This window comes from Nonomuraea sp. PA05, from assembly GCF_008086045.1.
Lineage (GTDB): Bacteria > Actinomycetota > Actinomycetes > Streptosporangiales > Streptosporangiaceae > Nonomuraea > Nonomuraea monospora.
The window spans coordinates 102246-120415 of the sequence record NZ_VSEY01000035.1 but is presented as its reverse complement, the minus strand read 5'-3'; the positions used below and the strand labels follow the sequence as shown (position 1 = coordinate 120415).

The window sequence follows — 18170 nt, the reverse complement described above, 5'->3', positions numbered from 1 at the left end:
GATGATCCGCAAGCCATCACGACTGTTCGGCAGGGACGCCGAATGGGAGGAGCTGGCCGACTTCGTCGCCGCCCCTTCCGCCGGTGCGTCCCTGGGGCTCGTGTACGGCCGCCGCCGTCAGGGCAAGACGCTCATGCTCGAACTCCTCGCGCACCAGACCGGTGGCTTGCTGTTCGCGGCCACTCAGCAGACCGAGGTGCAGAACCTCGCCGACCTCGGCGTTGTCTACGCCGCTTATCGCGGTCTTCGCCAGCCGGTCGCGTTCCGTGACTGGCGTGAAGGGCTCGGCGAGTTGCTTCGGCTCGGCGAGGAACGCGCCACACCTGTGATCATCGATGAGTTTCCGTATCTGGTCTCGGCCACGCCGGCGCTGCCGTCGTACCTGCAGCAGGCGCTCAGCCCGACCAGCCACGCGAAGGAGCACACCCGCACCCGCATGATCCTCTGCGGTAGCGCTCTGACCACGATGGCGCAGCTTCTCGGCGCCGGCGCTCCGCTCCGGGGACGGGCGGTGCTGGAACTGGTCGTACGGCCCTTCAGGTTCCGCGACGCGAGTGTCTTCTGGGGGTTGGCGGACGATCCCGAGCTGGCCTTCCGGGTCAACGCGCTGGTGGGAGGCACCCCCGCGTACCTGGAGATGTGCGGCGGGTCGGGGCCGGCGGACCTGGGCTCGTTCGACCGCTGGGTGCAGCGGCGGCTGCTCAACCCGGCCTCGGCGATGTTCCGTGAGGGCGGGCTGCTGCTGCGCGAGGAGCCGTCGATCATGGACCCCAGCTCGTACGCCGCCGTCCTGGCCGCCATCAGCGCGGGCAACCATCGCCGCTCGGAGATCGCCGCCACCCTGGGGCGGCCCGCCACCGCGCTGGGCCATCTGCTCGGTGGGCTGCAGGGCATCGGCCTCATCGAGCAGGTGGACGACGCCCTACGGCAGAAGCGCAGCGTCTACAAGGTCGCCGAGCCGATCGTCCGGGTCCACCAGCTCATCACGCAGCGGCGCGAGCCCGAGCTGGTCGCCGGGCGGGCAGCGCGGGTCTGGGAGACCGCCGCCGACACGGTCGCCTCCAAGATCTACGGGCCGCACTTCGAGGACGTGGCCCGCGAGTGGTGCTTCCTGCACGCCTCCGCGGACACGCTGGGCGGGGACGCGAGCGCCGTACGTCCGAGCGAGGTGGCCTGCCGGGCGCATCGGCAAGGGCACGAGCTGGACCTGGTGGTGACGCAGACCCGCTCGTCCGCGCCTGCTCGGATCACCGCGATCGGCGAGGCCAAGGGCACGCTCTCGCCGATGGACGTCCCGCACCTCCAGCGCCTTGAGCATCTGCGGACGCTGCTGCCGGACGCCCAGGTCGAGGCGCCGCCCAAGCTGCTGCTGTTCGCGCGGGCCGGGTTCAGCCGTGAGCTGGCCGAGGTGGCTGGCGGGCGTGCCGACGTGGAGCTGATCGATCTGCGCCGGATGTACGCGGGAGACTGACGGCCGCGCTTGCGCGGGCAGGTCGGGAAAATTTCGGGTGAGGCGTAACAACGGGAAGGCCCAGACCACTTCCTGGTGTCAGAAGAACGACGCATCCCGAACGAAGGGGCTGGGCGGTGACGGATGATGCGCACCGGTTCACCGGCATGTACGACGAGTGCCGGCAACGCGTCTGGGCGTACGTGGTCAGCCGCGCCGGGCGGCAGGTGGCCGACGAGGTGGTGAGCGAGACGTTCGCCATCGCCTGGCGGCGGCTGGACGACGTGCCGGAGCCGGCGCTGCCGTGGCTGCTCGGGGTCGCCAGGAACGTGCTGCGTGACAACGTACGCGCGGAGCTGCGGCGGGAGGCGATGGCCGCCGAGTTGCGGGCCTGGACCGAGGGGGACGTGGCCGATCAGGTGACGGAGCGGATGGGGGTGCTGCGCGCGCTGGCCGCGTTGCAGGAGGACGATCGGGAGATCCTCATCCTCGTCGCCTGGCACGGCCTCACCCCGGGGGAGGCCGCCAAGGTCATCGGTTGCTCGTCGGCGGCGTACCGCGTACGGCTGCATCGGGCGCGCAAGCGGCTCAGGCAGGCCATGGAGGCGGAGCCGGACGGGCGTGTCCCCGAGCGGTCCAGGACTCACGTGCGGAACCTCAGCGAGGAGTGGTCATGAACCCCATGGACGAGCTTCGGGCCGCCAGGCCCGCGCACCTCGGCGACGGGCCGGTGGACGACAGGACGAGGACGGCCGAGTTGGCGCGCGCCATGGCGACGCCCAGGCCGGAAGCCGGGAGGAGGCGGCGGAGCAGGCCCGTGTGGGGGCTAGGGCTGGCCGGGGCGGCGGCGGCCGCGGTGACGGCGGTGGCGGTGGTCATGTCGGGCGGCGGCGCGACGCCGACGACGCCGCGCGCGCCCGACAGCGAGCGGGTGGTGGCGAGCGCGGGCGCGACCCGGGTGACGCTGTCGGCGCGGGACGTGCTGCTGGCCGCGGCGGAGAAGGCCGGCGCGCAGGCCGAGGGGAGCGGCGACTGGTGGCACAGCGTGACGGTGAGCAGGAACTTGTACGCGGCCAAGTCCGGCGGCTATCTCGTCGTGGACCGGGCGCGTGACGAGGGGTGGACGCCCGCCGCCACCGGAGGCGACCAGTGGGCACGCGGTCGGCGGCTCGGGGCGGAGCCCGCCACCGAGGCGGACCGGAGGGTGTGGGAGCAGGCGGGGTCGCCGTCCGAGATCGAGGTCGTCGTGCCGGGCAAGGGAGGGCGGGCGAAGCTGGCCCTGTCCACGTCCGAGGGGAAGGCCTCGACCAGTCACACCCCGCTGGTGGACGGCGACAAGGTGTTCTGGCTCGGCAAGAACGTCACCATGAAGGACCTGCGGACGCTGCCGAGCGACCCCGGCGAGCTGAAGAAGTGGCTGATGGCCTCCTACGCCGGGCACGGGACGGAGTCGTCGAGCGAGGAGATGTCCGGGGACGCGTGGCTGTTCCGGGTCAGCGTCGGATTGATCATGGACATGCCGGTGACGCCGGAGGTGCGGGGGGCGGCGTTCCGCATGCTGGCCGAGCTGGACGACGTCAAGGTCACCGCGGGCGTGACCGACGCCGAGGGGCGGCAGGGCACGGCCGTGTCGATGGAGGAGCGTTACGACAAGGGCGGGGTCTCCGAGAACCGGCTGGTCTTCGACGAGGCGACCGGGCGGGCGCTGGCCCACGAGTACGTGGTGGTCGAGCCCGGCGGGTTGCAGGCCGGGTTCGAGCCGGGGGCGGTCTGGAGCTCCACCGCGCTGATCGAGGCGGGCTGGACCGACGACAGGCCCTGACGCGGGGAGGCCCGTCAGCCGCTGACAGGTTCTGACGCGGGGAGGCCCGTCGGACGCGGACAGGCCGTGATACGCGACGGCCCGTCAGCCGCTCTGGCGGGCCTCGTCGTTGGCGTTCGTGCGGATCTGCTGGATGCGCTGCTTGGTCAGCCCGAGCAGCTCGCCGATGTCGCCGTCGGACAGCCCCAGCTCGTGCATGTGCTTGACCCGCTTCTTCAGCGTCCGCGTGTAGTCCTCGGCGATGGCGGCAGCCTGGCGCTGGAGGGCGGCGAAGTCGTCGAGGTCCTGCTCGGACAGGCCGGGCAGCGCGTAGTGGAAGACCGGCGCCGGCGGCCGGTCGCGATCGCCGAACAGGAACGGGAGCCCCTCGGCCACGTCCGAGTGCAGCTCGCGCAGCGTCCGCGCGGACATGCCGCCGGCCACGCCGTCCACCTGCGCAAGCCACAGGTTGCCTGCCATGGTGACGTGGACGTCGACGCTGTCCGCGGTCATGGGTGCTCCCGTCAGTCCTTCAGCCAGCCGTCGCCGAACAGATGCGTCAGCCCTCGTTCGAGTGAGTCCACCAGTTGCGGTGTCTCCCCCGGGTAGAGCGGGACGATCACACGGGCGACGACCCGGCCCCCGGCGTCCCACAGCAGCAGGAACCGCTGCCGCCTGGTGGTCTCTGCCCAGTCGCAGCGCAGGCCGTGGAGGTGGGAGAGCCCGATGATCCGATCGCGGATGGCCGCGTAGTCGTCTCGTTCTACCACACGCGGCAGACTATATCCCTTGGCTACCAGCGACAACGGGTCTTGTCGGCATGATTTCGCCATGCGTGTTGGTTACCGGGCACCCCAGGCCCGTACGAAGGCGTCCACGGCGGCGACGGCCATCACCCGCAGTTGCGAGTCCTCCAACTGGCGGGTGCCGAGCTGGGTGCGGGCCTCCAGCGGGCCGAGGAGCAGGGCCAGGAACTGCTCGGCCGCCAGATCGGGGTCGGTGGCGCGCAGGCGTCCGGCCAGGGCGAGGCGGGCCAGGCGGTCGGCGAGCGCCTGGGTGAGCCGGTCGGGGCCGCTCTCCTTGACGATGTCGAGGATGTCGGGGAAGTGGGTGACCTCGGAGTAGAGCAGCCGGCGCAGCGCGCAGGAGCGGCCGTCGGTGTGCAGGCGGAGCAGCACGTGGGCGACCTCCTCCAGCGTGGCGCGCAGGTCACCGGTGGGGGCGGCGAGCGGCTCCAGGGCGGCGATCCGCTGCTCCAGGATGGTGCGGGCGGCGGCCTCCAGGGCGTTCCTGAACAGCGTCGCCTTGTCGGTCATGTGGTTGTAGACCGTCGGCTTGGCCACGCCCGCCTCCCGGGCGATCTCCTGCACGCAGGCCTGGGCGTAGCCCTCCCGCGCGAACACGGTGAACGCGCCCTCCAGGATCGCCTGCCGCTTGTCGATGCGCCCCCGAGTCGTCATGACGCCAATTGTACTCACTGGTTCACTTTCGTGGGCGAGCTGGTTTATGTTGAACCAATGAGTTCAGAAAAATTGGACGGCCGGTTGCCATGGCTGATCGCTGTGGTCCTGCTCGGCGGATTGCTGGGCATCCTCAACAGCACGATGGCCGCGGTCGCCACCGGCACCCTGGCCATCGCCTTTGACACCTCGCTGAGCACGATCGGCTGGGCGTCCACCGGGTTCCTGCTGGCGGTGACGGCCACCATCCCGTTCACGACCTGGGCGGTCGACCGGTACGGCGGCAAGCGGCTGTGGGTGGCGGGGCTGGCGCTGTTCCTGGTGGGATCGCTGGCCGCCGGGCTGGCCTGGGACGTGGGCAGCCTGATCGCGTTCAGGGCCGTGCAGGGCGTGGGGGCGGGGCTGCTCGACCCGCTTGTCCTGATCCTGCTGGCCAGGGCCGCCGGGCCGGAGCGGGCCGGGCGGGTGATGGGGCTGATGGGGGTGGTGCTGTCGCTCGGCCCCGTGCTCGGGCCGATCGCCGGCGGCGCGATACTCGGCGCGCTGTCGTGGCGGGCGATGTTCCTGATCAGCGTGGTCGTCGGGCTCGTGGCGCTGGTGCTGGCGGTGCGCGTCATCCCCGCCGACGATCCGGTGTCGTCTCGCGGGGAGAGCGGTCGGCTCGATGTGCTGGGGCTGGCGCTGCTCGGGCCCGGCTTCGCCGCCGTCGTGCTGGCGCTGTCGCAGACGGCCGAGCAGGGGGCGTTCGCGGCGTGGCAGGTGCTGGCACCGCTCGGGCTGGGGGCGGTGCTGCTCATCGGGTACGCCGTGCACGCCCGCCGTCCTGGCCCGCTGATCGACCTGGGGCTCTTCCGCAGCCGGAGTTTCAGCGCCAGCGTCGCGATCATGGGGCTCGGCGGCATGGGCCTGTTCGCCGGGCTGTTCGCGCTGCCCCTGTACTACCAGCAGGCCCACGGGCACGGCGTGCTCGCGGCCGGGCTGCTCATGGCCCCCCTCGGGATCGGCGGATCCATCGCGATGCCGCTGGCCGGGCGGCTGTCGGACCGGCTCGGCGCGCGCGGCCTGGCCGTCGGCGGAGCGGTCGTGGCCATCGCCAGCGTGCTCGCGCTCACGCGCATCGGCCCCGACACTCCGGAGGTGTGGCCGGCGCTGGCGGCGCTCACGTTCGGGCTGGGCAGCGGCTGCTTCAGCGCCCCGACGATGGGCTCGCTCTACCGGACGCTCCCCGGTCCCATGGTGGCGCAGGGCAGCTCGGTGCTCTACATGCTCAACCAGCTCGGGGCCGCGCTCGGCGTCGCCGTGGTGACGCTCGTCGTGCAGACCGCGGACAGCACGATCGGCGTGTTCTGGGTGGCGGTGGTCTCCAACCTGGCCGTGCTGGCCCTCATCCCGCTCCTGCCCGGCAAGGCCGACGCGCCGCAGCCCGTACGGGAAGGGGCGCCCGCATGAGGACGCTCGTGATCACCGGCGGTACGGACGGGATGGGCAGGGCGCTCGCCCGCACCTACCTGGAGCGCGGCGACACGGTCGCCGTCGTCGGCAGGGACGCGGCCAAGGCGCTGCCGGGGGCGGTGTTCATCCAGGCGGACCTGAGCCTGGTGCGCGAGAACCGGCGGGTGATCGAGGAGGTCAACGCCCGCTTCCCGGTCGTGGACGCGCTGGTGCTGTGCGCGCGGTTCTTCCGCACGCACCGGTTCGTCACCGAGGAGGGGCTGGAGGGCACGTTCGCGCTGGACTACCTGAGCCGCTTCCTGCTCAGCCATGGCCTCACCGCGCCGCGCACGATCGTCAACGTGTCCGGGCCCGGACAGCCGGACGGACGCATCCACTGGGGCGACCTGATGCTGGAACGCTCGTACGACGGCATGACGGCCCAGTTTCAGGCGGGGAAGGCGAACGACCTGCTGGGAGTCGCGTTCGCCGCCCGCCACGGCGCCCGTACCGGATATGTCCTCATCCATCCCGGCGGGGTCTCGACGAGCGTCGCGGGCGAGTACGACGCGGCGACCGCCGCGCACGTGGCGGCGCTCAAGCGGTACGGCGTCCCGGTCGAGGAGGGCATCAAGCCCATCGTGGCGCGCATCGACGACCCGCCCGCCGCACCCCTCACCGCCTATCTACGGGACCGTCCGATCCGCCTGTCCCCTGATCCGCGGGCGGCCGAGCGGCTGTACGAGCGGACCCTGGAGCTGATTGGCCCAAGAGGCGGACCAATTTAGCGGCATTGGCTCTGTGACCTGCCTTTACGTGCCGCTTTGATGGGACCTGTCCAACACATCAAGGAGGCAAGAACATGACTGTCGCAGTGTCGGTCCCCGAGGTCATCGCAACGCTGCCGGGCCCCTGGCAGCAGCGGCAGCTCGCCGAGGTGAACGACGCCGTGGTGCGGCTGGCCCAGCTCCACGGCGAGTTCCCCTGGCACTACCACGACGAGGACGAGCTGTTCCTGTGCTGGGACGGCACGTTCCGGCTGGAGCTGGAGGGCCGGGATCCGGTCGTCATGACGCCCGGATCCGTCTTCGTCGTCCCGCGCGGGCTGCGGCACCGTCCGGTGGCGGACGAGCCCGCGCACGCGCTCATGGTGGAGAAGCCGGAGACCAAGCAGTTCGGCAACTGACGAGCGCGGTCAGCAGAATCGTGTGCCGGGTCTGGCCGACCACCAGCCCGAGGGCGTGGGCTGCTCGTCGTTCACGGCGCCTCCCCCGTAGACGCGCTTGTACGCTGAGCAGTCCGCCCATACGTGGCCGACGGAATCCTTAGAGGCGACCTTGGCCGAGATGCGGAACGGCCTGCCCATGTCGTCGATGATCTGCGTGGCGGGCTTGCTGTCCGCCAACAGGGACAGCCTTATTCTGAACTCGCAATAGTGTTTGAACGTTCTAGCGGTGACACGGAACGTGGCCTGTTCGCCGTTCTTCAGCTCATACTTCTGGTCGGCGAAATAGTCGCCGGTGAAGCGATACGGAAATCCCGGGCCATCTTCGTGTTCCTTGGCGTACTGAGCGATCGGATTGGGGCTGTCCAGATCAAAGCCGATCTTCACGGTCGGGGCGTCGCCCTGGGGTGGCGAGAAGAACAGCGTGTCCGTCAGAGGCTCGCGGCAGTTCGCGTCGAGTCTCATGTTGGTGATGCGGACAGGTTTCTGACGGTTACCCTCCAGCTCCAGCTCGTACGTGGATTGCGTTGTCTCCACGCCGCCCAGAGTCCGCAGAGCCGCTGCTGCTCCTTCCGGATCCTTCTCCGGGTCGAACGAGGCGTTGAGCTTGTGCACAGCGTCCGGCGCGACGATCCCCGCGACGACGAACGTATTGTCATTCCGTTTGGGCACGAAGGTAATGGCATTCACCTTCACCGCCTCTCCGGAAGGTGCGGGTGAGACGCTCTTCGCTGTGCTGGGGGATAGGCTCGTCGGCTTGCTGTCGTTCCAGCCCAGAGCCTTTTCGCTACCCTTCGAAGCCAGGCTCGCAACCACTGCCACGACGACCGGGACAATGAGCGCAGTTCCCGCCCATCGGAGCTTGGATCCCTTCCACCAAGGCGCACGTCGCGTTGACGACAGCCTTGCGCGCGGCCTCATCGAACGCGGCCCGCGTTCTCTCCTGGAAGGCATCGCCATCTCCTCCCGCCGACGCTGACACGATATTGCCCGGTGACTTCAGAGGGGTCGAGACACATAAATCGGTTGCGGGGGTATGGGAACTCTGGCCTGATAGATCGCGTTCGGAGTGTGACCGGGAGGAGGCGATACGAGATGACGTACAACGAGGTGACCGGAACGCGGCGTCCGCTGAGGATGTGGGCGGAGCCGGAGTCGGTCGAGCCGCAGGCGATGCAGCAACTGCGCAACGTGGCGAACCTGGAGTGGGTCCACGGTGTCGCCGTCATGCCGGACGTGCACCACGGCAAGGGTGCGACCGTCGGCTCGGTCATCGCGATGCGGGACGCGGTCTCGCCGGCGGCCGTCGGCGTGGACATCGGCTGCGGCATGACGGCCGTCAAGACCTCGTACCAGGCTTCGCGGCTCCCCGACAATCTGGCCTACCTGCGCGGGAGGCTGGAGCAGGCCGTGCCGGTCGGCTTCAGCCACCACAAGCGGCCGGTCGATCCGGACACCGTGTCCGGGATGAAGCCGGCCGGGTGGGCACGGTTCTGGAAGGACTTCGACGAGCTGGCGCCGGCCGTGATGGCGCGGCGCGAGCGGGCAGAGGTCCAGATGGGCACGCTCGGCGGCGGCAACCACTTCCTCGAGGTGTGCGCCGACGACGAGGGCTGGGTGTGGGTCGTGCTGCACTCCGGCTCGCGCAACATCGGCAAGGAGCTGGCGGAGCACCACATCGGGGTGGCCCGCGGGCTGTCGCACAACCAGGGGCTGGTGGACCGGGACCTGGCCGTCTTCCTCGGGCACACGCCGGAGATGGACGCCTACCGGCGCGACCTGTTCTGGGCGCAGGACTACGCGCGGCGCAACCGGGCGCTGATGATGGGGCTGGTGTGCGACGTGCTGCGGCGGCACCTGCCTGAGATCACGTTCGAGCAGCCGATCTCCTGCCACCACAACTACGTGGCGGAGGAGCGGTACGACGGGGTGGACGTGCTCGTCACCCGTAAGGGCGCGATCCGGGCCGGTGCGGGGGAGCTGGGGATCATCCCTGGCTCGATGGCCACCGGGACGTACATCGTGAAGGGGCTGGGGAACGCGGCGGCGTTCAACTCGGCCTCGCACGGGGCCGGCCGGAAGATGAGCCGGAACAAGGCGAAGAAGACGTTCACCGTGAAGGACCTGGAGGAGCAGACGGCAGGGGTCGAGTGCCGTAAGGACTCCGGGGTGCTGGATGAGATTCCGGGGGCGTACAAGGATCTGGAGTCGGTGATGGCGGCTCAGACGGATCTCGTGCAGGTGGTCGCTCACCTGCGGCAGCTCATCTGCATCAAGGGCTGAACCATGGGCCGTAGGCCGCCCCCCGTAAGGGAGGGGTGGCCTACGCCCGGCCGGGGCACGTCATGGTGTCAGAGTGGCGTCTTCCAGTCTCCACAGCCGCAGGACAGTGGAACCCCTGGTCCGCAGCACGCTGAAGACCTCATCGCCGACGGTGGTGATGGTGCCGGTGTCGACCATGGGGCTCGACCAACCGGTGGGACTCGTTTTCGCGTAGGTCATCACGCCCGTCACCAGGTCGTACACCTCGACGCCCCGGACGGTCCAGCCGCCGACGACCTTGGCGCCGTCCGGGGTGACGGTCACGGCCACGGCACTGCCCTGGGCCGAAGCGTTCTCGCCGTATTGGCGGACCATCGTGAGGCTTGAGGTGTCCCAGGCTTCCAGCCGGGTCGGGAACGCCGCCAGTGCCGTCGAGCCGTCCGGTGTGATGGACAAGTCGGAGAGGTAGGGCAGGCCGTCGATCTCGCCGCGAAGCTGCGGAGAACCGGTGCTCACGTCGTAGGACATCAGCTTGGACGGGGAGACGCGGGAGTAGCCGAGCACGAGTGTGTTCTGCGCGGCGGCGAGCATGGGCGCGTAGGCCAGCCCCGTCAAGGCGGTGACGGGTTGCGGGGCCGGGGCCGACAGGTCGAGGCTTGCAACCCCGCCATTCCCCGGTCCACACCCGTGCCCGGTCCACAGCGTATTGCCGGACAGCGACAAGCGGTACGGGCATGTGTACGCCGCGAAGTCGAACCGCCGGGTGATCGTGAGAGTCGAGGTGTCGATCTCAACGACCTCGTTCGAGTCACGCAGTGCCGCGTACAGCCGGGTTCCGTCGGATGCCACCGTGAGGCCCACCACGTAGGACAGATCGGTGATGTAGCTGATCAGCGTGCCGCTGGTGTCTGTGACCACGATCCGGTTGCGGGCGGAAGTGAAGAGCCTGTCACCGTCCGTGACGATCTCGACTTCGGACGAGGCAGTGTAAGGGACCAGGCCCAGGTTGGTGACCGAATCTGCGGCCGAGGCCGCGGGTGCTCCGGCGAGGACCAGGCCGATCGTCATGGTCAAGGTGCTCAGCGAGGCAGCTAGGCGGCGAAAGGGCCGGATGATGCTCAGCCGTTCTGAGGGGGATAAGCGCACGTGTACTCCGCTCCGAGCGAGAAACGAATCCCCGCCATTATGATCAAGCTGACTCCCGTACCACCAGTTCGGCCGGGAGCAGTACCGGCTCGTCGGGCCCGCCCTCGAACAACCCCAGCAACAACTCCACGGTCCCGCTGGCCCAGTCGCTCATCGGGCTGTGAACCGTGGTCAGCGCGGGGGCGGTGTAGCGGGCGGCCTCGATGTCGTCGAAGCCCACCACCGCCACGTCGTCCGGCACCCTGCGGCCCGCCTCGCGCAGGGTGCGCAGGGCGCCGATGGCCATGAGGTCGTTGGCGGCGAAGACGGCGTCGAGGGCCGGGTCGTCCTGGAGGAGCTGGCGCATGGCGTCGGCGCCGGAGACGCGGGTGAAGTCGCCGATGGCGACGATGGAGCGGTGGCAGGTCTCGCGCATGACGTCGGTGTAGCCGGTGAGGCGTTCCTGTGAGGCGATCATGTCGAGCGGGCCCGTGATGGTGGCGACCCGGCGCCTGCCCTGGCGCAGGAGGTGGCGGACGGCGAGGTCGGCGCCGCCGGGGTTGTCGTTGTCGACGTACGGGACGGCCGGGTTGGTGCGGCCCAGGGAGACGATGGGGATGCCCTTGCGGGCCAGGGTGGCGGGCAGTGAGTCGGCGCCGTGCATGGAGACGAGCATGACGCCGTCCACGTGACCGGCCGCCACGTAGCGGGCGACGCGGGCGCGGCTGTCCTCGGAGCCGGCCAGCATGAGCACCACCTGCTTGCCGGCCGCCTCCAGTTTCCTGCTGGCCTGACGGACCACGGCGGAGAACATCGGGTCGTCTGAGACGAGGCCCTTGGGTGGGTCGGATACGACGAGGGCGACGGCGTTCGTGCGGCGGGTGGCGAGGTTGCGGGCGGCGGCGTGGGGGACGTAGCCCAGCTCCCTGACGGCGCGCAGCACGACCTCGCGGATGGACGGGGCGACGGTGGTGGCGCCGTTGATCACTCGGGAGACGCTGGACTTGGAGACGCCGGCGCGGGCGGCCACGGCTTCCAGGGTGGGTCTGGCCACTTCCCTCCTCGGTGTGAGAGAGCGCTTCCCCATGAGGGTGGGGTCAGGGGCGCGGAGCAGTCAAGGTGGCGGGGAAACGCAATGTTTCTCGGTGTCCGGGCCGGGGCTCGGGTTCTGGGTCCGGCGTTGGATGCGTAGTGGCAGGTAGCGGGGCCGAAGCAGCCTAACGGAAGTGTTCTGGAGAGCGCTCTCTTGCGTGTCGGGGAGGTTAACCCGAGGCTTGACAGAGATTACGGGCGCGAGCAGTCTCCTACTCAGGGAGCGCTCCCTCGAACCTTCCCCCAGTTTGACGGAGACGTTGTGAGTCCACTGTTACGTCGTCTCGTGGCGCTCGTCGCCCTCGCGATCCCCCTGTTCCCGCTGCCCGCCCACGCCGCCGACCCCCTGCTGTCGCAGGGCAGGCCCGTCACCGCGTCCTCCACCGAGAGCGCCGCCGCCTTCCCCGCCTCCGCCGCCGTGGACGGCGATGCCGGCACCCGCTGGTCCAGCGCGTTCTCCGACCCGCAGTGGATCCAGGTGGACCTCGGCGCGACCGCCGCCATCACGCAGGTCGAGCTGAGCTGGGAGGCCGCCTACGCCACCGCCTTCCAGGTGCAGGCGTCCACCGACGGCACCTCATGGAGCAACCTGCACTCCACGGCCGCCGGCACCGGAGGGAACCAGACCCTGTCGGTGTCCGGCAGTGGCCGGTACGTCCGCGTCCTCGGCACCCAGCGCGCCACCCAGTGGGGTTACAGCCTCTGGGAGTTCAAGGTGTACGGGAACGGCGGCGGCTCCGGCGGCGAGCGGCTGCTGTCGTACGGCAAGCCCGGCGTGGCCTCCAGCTCGCAGCACGACGGGAACTGCTGGGAGTGCACCCCGGCCAGGGCGTTCGACCTCGACCCGGCCAGCAGGTGGGCCACCGCCGCGTGGTCGGACCCCGGCTGGATCTACGTGGACCTCGGCGCCACCGCCCAGATCAGCAAGGTCGTGCTGCAGTGGGACCCGGCCTACGCCAGGTCGTACCAGCTCCAGACCTCCCCTGACGCGAACACCTGGACCACGATCTACAGCACCACCAGCGGTGCCGGCTTCAAGCAGACGCTGAACGTCAGCGGCACCGGCCGGTACGTCCGCATGTACGGCACCCAGCGGGCCGGCGCCTACGGCTACAGCCTGTGGGAGTTCCAGGTGTACGGCACCGGCGGCAACCCCACGACCCCGCCGGCCCCGCCCAGGGACCCGGCCAACCCGCCGGCCCTGGTGTGGAACGACGAGTTCAACGGCGCCGCGGGCGCCAAGCCCGACGCCGCCAAGTGGCGCGCCGACCCCGGCACCGGCCCGAACAACGAGCTGGAGTACTACACCGACCACGCCAACGCCGCCATGGACGGCCAGGGCCACCTGGTCATGGAGGCCCGCAAGCAGGCCACGCCGGGCTCCGCCTGCCCGCCCGACCCGCTCACCGGCAGCACCACCTGCCAGTACACCTCCGCCAGGATGAACACCGGCACGAAGTTCCACTTCACCTACGGCCGCGTCGAGGCCCGGATCAAGGTGCCCAAGGGCAACGGGCTCTGGCCGGCGTTCTGGATGATGGGCGCCGACTTCCTGACCGGGCGGCCGTGGCCGTACAACGGCGAGATCGACATCATGGAGGTCCTCGGCAAGGACGTGAAGACGTCCTACTCGACCGTGCACGCGCCCGCCTACAACGGGGGCGGCGGCGTCGGGTCGCCGTACACGCTGCCGAACGGCGCCGACTACTCCGACGACTTCCACGTCTGGGCCGCCAACTGGGACAGCAAGGGCATCGTCTACACGCTCGACGGGCGGACGGTGTTCACGATCAGCAAGGACCAGGTGGAGCAGACCCGTGGCCCGTGGATCTTCGACCACCCCTTCTACATCATCCTGAACCTCGCCGTGGGCGGCGACTGGCCGGGGCCGCCGAACGCCGCCACGCCGTTCCCGTCACGAATGCTCGTCGACTACGTGCGGGTCTACCAGTGACCCCCGTCAAGGGAGCCGCCATGCGGATCTTAGCCCTGTTGTCCCTGCTACTCGGCACGCTCGTGGTGGCCGCTCCGGCGCCTGCCGCGGCCGCGCCCGTACGGGTGGCGGAGTTCCTCGCCGACTGCCCGTTCAGCCACCGGCTGCCCGACGACCCGATCGTCTTCCCCGGGCTGCCGGGCGCCTCGCACATGCACAGCTTCTTCGGCAGCCGTGTCACCAACGCCCACACCCAGCTCAACGACCTGCTCAACGGCGCCACCAACTGCAACCCGGCCGTGGACAAGTCGTCGTACTGGGTGCCCACCCTCTACCGGGACGGCGCGCCCGTGGAGCCGGCCATCGTCACGTTCTACTACCTCGGGGAAGGGGTGCGGGACGACATCATCGCGCGCATCCAGCCGCTCCCGCTGGGGTTGCGGATCGTGGCGGGCAACGCCAAGGCGACCGGGCCCGACAACACGACGATCTCCAGGTGGTCCTGCCTGCACGCCGGGCACGTGGGGGCCTCCAAGGACTTCGTGAACTGCCCGTCGGGCACCATGCTGGAGTCGTACCTGGACTTCCCGCAGTGCTGGAACGGGCGGGACCTGGACTCCGCCGACCACAAGAGCCACATGGCCTACCCGGTGGCGGGCGCCTGCCCGAGCACGCATCCGGTGCCGGTGCCCAAGCTGCGGCAGGTCATCCGGTACCCGGTGAGCGGCGATCCGTCCCGCTTCCGGTTGTCGTCGGGCGGCGGGTTCACGATGCACGGCGACTTCTTCAACGCCTGGCCGGCGGCCGAGATGGAGCGGCGGGTGCGTGACTGCATCCGGCCGATCATCAAGTGCGGCGCCGACGGACGTCCCTCGTAGGCGGTCGTCCTGTCCGGGCGGGCGTGCGCGCCCGCCCGGACGTTTCACGGGAAGGGTGGTCATGCGCTGGTTCGCGATCTTTCTGGTGGTCATGGCGCTGGTGGGGTGTTCCCCTTCCTCCGCTGAACGGCCGACAGAGGCCGCCACTGCGAAGTTCAGCACCACCGACGTGGCGTGGCTGCAGCTCACCGACGCCCTGCACGCGCGGGCGCGGCCCATGCTGGAACTGGCCCCCGAGCGGGCCGCCAGCCGATCGCTGGCCCGCCTGGCCGAACGGCTCGGCGAGGCGCAGGAGACGGGCCGCGGCCGGTTGCGGGCCCTGCTCGCCGAGGCCGGGATCACCGGCGAGAACCCGCACACCCAGCACGACATGCCAGGCATGCCCACGGCCGCGGACCTCAAGGCCCTGGCCGGGCTGCGGGAGGGCGCGTTCGACCGGCGTTTCGCCGCGTTGCTGCGCGCGTACCTGGAGCAGCTCGTGCTGGTCGCGGACGGCGAGCAGGACGCGGGCGGCGAGGCTCGGGCGCGGGAGCTGGCGCGGGCGATGGCCCGCGAGCACGCCGGCGATCTCGCCGAGCTGGAGCGGGCGGTCGCCGCATAGGTTGGGGGCATGGAGATCGGGGAGCTGGTGGGTGCGGGACGCAGCGCCGACGTCTACGCCCTCGGTGACGGGCGGGTGCTGCGCCGCTACCGGGTCGACGTGGACGCCAGGCGCGAGCTGGAGATCATGGCGTACGTGGCCGCGCACGGGTTCCCCGTGCCCGAGGTCTTCCCCGGCGAGAGCAGCGCCACCGACCTGGTGATGCGGCGGGTGTCCGGGCCGACGCTGCTGCACGCCATGCTGGCCGGGCAGGTCGGGATCGAGGAGGCGGGCCGGACGCTCGCGGCGCTGCTGCGGCGGCTGCACGAGATCCCGGCCCGGGTGTCCGGCGATCCCCGCGATCGGATCCTGCATCTGGACCTGCATCCGGACAACGTGATGCTGACGCCGGACGGGCCCGTGGTGATCGACTGGTCCAACGCCAGGGAGGGGCGGCCCGCGCTGGACTGCGCCCTGTCGGTGCTGATCCTCGCGCAGGTGGCGGTGGACGAGGCCAGTGAGCTGGCGGCGGCGGGGCGGGAGGCGGCCGGCGTGCTGGTCGCCGAGCTGGGCGAGGACCTGGATCCGGGTGGTCCGCTGGACGACGCCCAGGCCCGGCGCGCCGCCGACCGCGGGTTGAGCGAGCGTGAGGTGAGCCTGCTCGGCGACGCGGTGGCGCTGATCAGAAAGCTGGCCGCACGCTGAGGTCAGCTCCAGGCGCCCTTGGCGGCGGCCTCCTGGGCGAAGGTCTCGAACGTCTTCGGGGCGCGCCCCGTCACGTCGCTCACCGTGTCGGCCACCGGCTGGTCGCCGAGGGCGCGCAGCGCGCCGAAGGCCTTGGCCGCGTGGATCGACTCGCCGGAGAAGCCGTTGGCCGCGATGTAGTCCTCGTCGCCGCCCAGGTAACGCACCTCGCGCCCGACGGCCCGGCCGATGATGTCCACGGCCTCGCCGAACGCCAGCGAGCCGGGCCCGGTGATCTCGTAGGAGCGCCCCGCGTGACCGTCCTGGGTGAGGGCGGCGACGGCGACGGCGGCGATGTCGTCGGCGTCCACGAACGCCTGGCGTACGTCGCCGAGCGGCATCAGCACCTCGCCCGCCATGATCGCCGGCTGGAAGAAGCCTTCGTCGAAGTTCTGGTTGAACCAGCTCGGCCGCAGGATCGTCCACTCCGCGCCGCTGTCGCGCACGGTGCGTTCCGCGGCCATCAGGCGTTCGTCGCCCATGGCCTCGATGGCCCCGCTCGACAGCAGGACGATGCGCTCGACGCCGCGCTCCACGGCCAGCGTGACGAACGCGGGATCGACGGGGACGCCGTCGGGCGCCATCAGGTAGAGGGCCGACGCGCCTGACACGGCCGGCTCCCAGGTGCCCGGCTCGGACCAGTCGAACGTGGCCTGGCCGCTCCTGGAGGCGCCCCGCACGGTGTGGCCGGCGGCACGCAGTTGCTCCGCGACGCGGCGGCCGGTGGAGCCTGTGGCACCGAGGACGAGGATCATCACATCGTGTGTCATGCCCCCAGCCAAGCAAAGGGCACCGACAGAACCGGTCAAAGCCACTCTGTGTAGTACGAATACCGACAGAACGTGTCAGAGCTGCGTCCAGGCCCCCGTGACGTCGAGGCGTTCGCGCCACAGCTTCTCGCCGCCGCCGCCCGGCTCCCAGCGGGTGCAGAAGTCGAGCAGCCCCCGGCAGCGCTCCAGCATGGCCGCGTGCCGCTCGGCCCACGACGGGACGGGCTCCTCGTAGGCGGAGAAGAAGTGCGGCAGCAGCGGCACGTGCTCGGGGTGGTGGCTGCGCACGATCCACTCCACCCAGGCCAGGTCCTCGACCGGCCGCCCCGGGTGGGCCCACTCCCAGTCGAGGATCGCGGCGGTCTCGAACGTGTCGGGGTGGAACAGCATGTTCTGCGGCCCGTAGTCGCCGTGCACGATGCCGAGCCGGTGGATGCGCGCCAGCATCCGCCCGCACTCGGTGAGCACCTCCACCGCCCGGCCGTCGTCGAGCAGGTCCTGGCCGTGGGAGCCGTCGACGAAGCGGGTGGTCAGGCTCGTCGAGGTGACCTGGTGGACGCGCGGGACCGGGAGGCGTCCGCGCAGGCGCCGCAGGTATCTGCTCTCCGTGCTGAGCCTGAACGCCGCCTCGGGCCCCTCGTAGCACTTCACGACCAGGGCGCCGTCGCCGAACGTGCTGTTGGTGTACCCGTGCTTCACAAGGGACGATTCTGGCGCATCCGCACCGCTGCCGGGCGCCTCGGCACGCCATCCGCGCGGCTCCGATACACGATGTAAGGACGGAACAAATAGCCCAACGGGGCGGAAAGCGCGTGCACCAAGCGGCTGAACGGGAAAAGTACGAACAGCACCATCCCGATGAGAGTGTGCACCTTGTAAAGACCGCTCGCGTGCTCCATCGCCGTCGCGTCGGGCCGCAGCACGAAGATCCCGCGGAACCAGGGCGCGACCGTGGTCCGGTAGCTCACCTCCGTGGGCACGAACCCCGCCACCGTCGTCACCACGCCGGCGATGATCGAGGCCGCCAGCACCACGTACATCACCTTGTCGTTGACCGTGGTCGCCAGGAACACGGGCCCGTTCGTGCGGCGGCGGTAGATCAGCAGGACCAGCGCCACCAGCGTGGCCACGCCCGCCAGGCCGCCCCAGACGAGCGCGTTGGCGTGGTAGGCCTCGTTGGACAGGCCGATGGCGTCGGTCCACGACAGCGGGATCAGCAGGCCGGTCACGTGGCCGACGATCACGAACAGCAGCCCGTAGTGGAACAGCGGGCTGGCCACCCGCAGCAGCGGGCTCTCGTAGAGCTGCGAGGAGCGGGTCGTCCAGCCGAACTTGTCGTACCTGTAGCGCCAGATCAGGCCGCCCACGAAGATCACCAAGGTGACGTACGGGGCGACGATCCAGAGCATGCTCTCGCCC

Annotated in this window: 20 protein-coding genes; 11 read left to right on the top strand and 9 right to left on the bottom strand. The window is 70.4% G+C overall.

The genetic code is table 11. The features are described from left to right. Position 1 precedes the first annotated feature (1 nt). The 3 genes from FXF51_RS42650 (at position 2) to FXF51_RS61250 (ending at position 3272) form a co-directional block, all read left to right on the top strand. Positions 2-1471, top strand: coding sequence for an AAA family ATPase (locus tag FXF51_RS42650; protein ID WP_148440475.1), 1470 nt, complete (start codon positions 2-4; stop codon positions 1469-1471). 116 nt (positions 1472-1587) lie between these two features. Continuing rightward, positions 1588-2127: an RNA polymerase sigma factor gene (locus FXF51_RS42645; protein WP_262380197.1), complete on the top strand. Its 540-nt coding sequence runs from the start codon at positions 1588-1590 to the stop codon at positions 2125-2127. Beyond that, positions 2124-3272 carry a CU044_5270 family protein gene (locus tag FXF51_RS61250; protein WP_187414888.1) on the top strand — a complete coding sequence of 383 codons (1149 nt, stop codon included), beginning with the start codon at positions 2124-2126 and terminating at the stop codon, positions 3270-3272. Before FXF51_RS42645 ends, FXF51_RS61250 begins: the two co-directional genes overlap by 4 nt. Positions 3273-3356: 84 nt before the next feature. Here FXF51_RS61250 and FXF51_RS42640 read toward each other — a convergent pair whose 3' ends face one another. The 3 genes from FXF51_RS42640 to FXF51_RS42630 form a co-directional block, all read right to left on the bottom strand. Beyond that, complete coding sequence (locus FXF51_RS42640) at positions 3357-3764, bottom strand: hypothetical protein (RefSeq protein WP_148440474.1); 408 nt, start codon at positions 3762-3764, stop codon at positions 3357-3359. 11 nt (positions 3765-3775) lie between these two features. Further along, positions 3776-4021, bottom strand: coding sequence for a hypothetical protein (locus FXF51_RS42635; RefSeq protein WP_148440473.1), 246 nt, complete (start codon positions 4019-4021; stop codon positions 3776-3778). 72 nt (positions 4022-4093) lie between these two features. Beyond that, entirely contained in the window at positions 4094-4711 is a 618-nt protein-coding gene (locus FXF51_RS42630; RefSeq protein ID WP_148440472.1) for a TetR/AcrR family transcriptional regulator, read from the bottom strand. A 57-nt stretch (positions 4712-4768) separates the two neighbouring features. Here FXF51_RS42630 and FXF51_RS42625 point away from each other — a divergent pair, with 57 nt between their 5' ends. From FXF51_RS42625 to FXF51_RS42615, 3 genes are all read left to right on the top strand, one after another. Next, positions 4769-6160: a DHA2 family efflux MFS transporter permease subunit gene (locus tag FXF51_RS42625; RefSeq protein WP_148440471.1), complete on the top strand. Its 1392-nt coding sequence runs from the start codon at positions 4769-4771 to the stop codon at positions 6158-6160. Beyond that, positions 6157-6930 (top strand): SDR family NAD(P)-dependent oxidoreductase, encoded by a 774-nt coding sequence (locus tag FXF51_RS42620; protein WP_148440470.1) that lies wholly within the window; start codon positions 6157-6159, stop codon positions 6928-6930. Before FXF51_RS42625 ends, FXF51_RS42620 begins: the two co-directional genes overlap by 4 nt. A 74-nt stretch (positions 6931-7004) precedes the next feature. Continuing rightward, a complete protein-coding gene (locus tag FXF51_RS42615; protein WP_148440469.1) occupies positions 7005-7328 on the top strand; it encodes a cupin domain-containing protein in 324 nt (107 codons plus the stop codon). 9 nt (positions 7329-7337) lie between these two features. Here FXF51_RS42615 and FXF51_RS42610 read toward each other — a convergent pair whose 3' ends face one another. Next, a complete protein-coding gene (locus FXF51_RS42610) occupies positions 7338-8189 on the bottom strand; it encodes a hypothetical protein (RefSeq protein WP_148440468.1) in 852 nt (283 codons plus the stop codon). Positions 8190-8462: 273 nt separating this feature from the next. Here FXF51_RS42610 and FXF51_RS42605 point away from each other — a divergent pair, with 273 nt between their 5' ends. Beyond that, on the top strand, positions 8463-9650 hold the full coding sequence (locus tag FXF51_RS42605; protein WP_148440467.1) for an RtcB family protein: 1188 nt from the start codon (positions 8463-8465) through the stop codon (positions 9648-9650). A gap of 60 nt (positions 9651-9710) precedes the next feature. Here FXF51_RS42605 and FXF51_RS42600 read toward each other — a convergent pair whose 3' ends face one another. Continuing rightward, on the bottom strand, positions 9711-10697 hold the full coding sequence (locus FXF51_RS42600; protein ID WP_148440466.1) for a YncE family protein: 987 nt from the start codon (positions 10695-10697) through the stop codon (positions 9711-9713). A 121-nt stretch (positions 10698-10818) separates the two neighbouring features. After that, the gene (locus FXF51_RS42595) at positions 10819-11808 is read right to left on the bottom strand and encodes a LacI family DNA-binding transcriptional regulator (RefSeq protein WP_148440465.1); all 990 of its coding nucleotides are present in this window, start codon (positions 11806-11808) and stop codon (positions 10819-10821) included. Positions 11809-12108: 300 nt separating this feature from the next. Here FXF51_RS42595 and FXF51_RS42590 point away from each other — a divergent pair, with 300 nt between their 5' ends. The 4 genes from FXF51_RS42590 to FXF51_RS42575 all read left to right on the top strand — a co-directional run bounded on the left by FXF51_RS42590 (position 12109) and on the right by FXF51_RS42575 (position 15942). Continuing rightward, on the top strand, positions 12109-13800 hold the full coding sequence (locus FXF51_RS42590; RefSeq protein ID WP_148440464.1) for a discoidin domain-containing protein: 1692 nt from the start codon (positions 12109-12111) through the stop codon (positions 13798-13800). Positions 13801-13820: 20 nt separating this feature from the next. Further along, complete coding sequence (locus tag FXF51_RS42585) at positions 13821-14657, top strand: DUF1996 domain-containing protein (protein ID WP_148440463.1); 837 nt, start codon at positions 13821-13823, stop codon at positions 14655-14657. A 61-nt stretch (positions 14658-14718) separates the two neighbouring features. Then, positions 14719-15258: a DUF305 domain-containing protein gene (locus FXF51_RS42580; protein ID WP_148440462.1), complete on the top strand. Its 540-nt coding sequence runs from the start codon at positions 14719-14721 to the stop codon at positions 15256-15258. 9 nt (positions 15259-15267) lie between these two features. Next, a complete protein-coding gene (locus FXF51_RS42575; RefSeq protein WP_148440461.1) occupies positions 15268-15942 on the top strand; it encodes a phosphotransferase in 675 nt (224 codons plus the stop codon). Positions 15943-15944: 2 nt separating this feature from the next. On the opposite strand, the gene FXF51_RS42570 is transcribed toward FXF51_RS42575, so the two are convergent. From FXF51_RS42570 to narI, 3 genes are all read right to left on the bottom strand, one after another. Further along, on the bottom strand, positions 15945-16751 hold the full coding sequence (locus FXF51_RS42570; RefSeq protein WP_148440460.1) for an SDR family oxidoreductase: 807 nt from the start codon (positions 16749-16751) through the stop codon (positions 15945-15947). A gap of 75 nt (positions 16752-16826) precedes the next feature. Continuing rightward, a complete protein-coding gene (locus FXF51_RS42565) occupies positions 16827-17450 on the bottom strand; it encodes a phosphotransferase (protein ID WP_148440459.1) in 624 nt (207 codons plus the stop codon). Continuing rightward, entirely contained in the window at positions 17447-18160 is a 714-nt protein-coding gene (gene narI, locus FXF51_RS42560; protein WP_222871710.1) for a respiratory nitrate reductase subunit gamma, read from the bottom strand. The genes FXF51_RS42565 and narI overlap by 4 nt, the downstream gene beginning before the upstream one ends. Positions 18161-18170 lie beyond the last annotated feature (10 nt).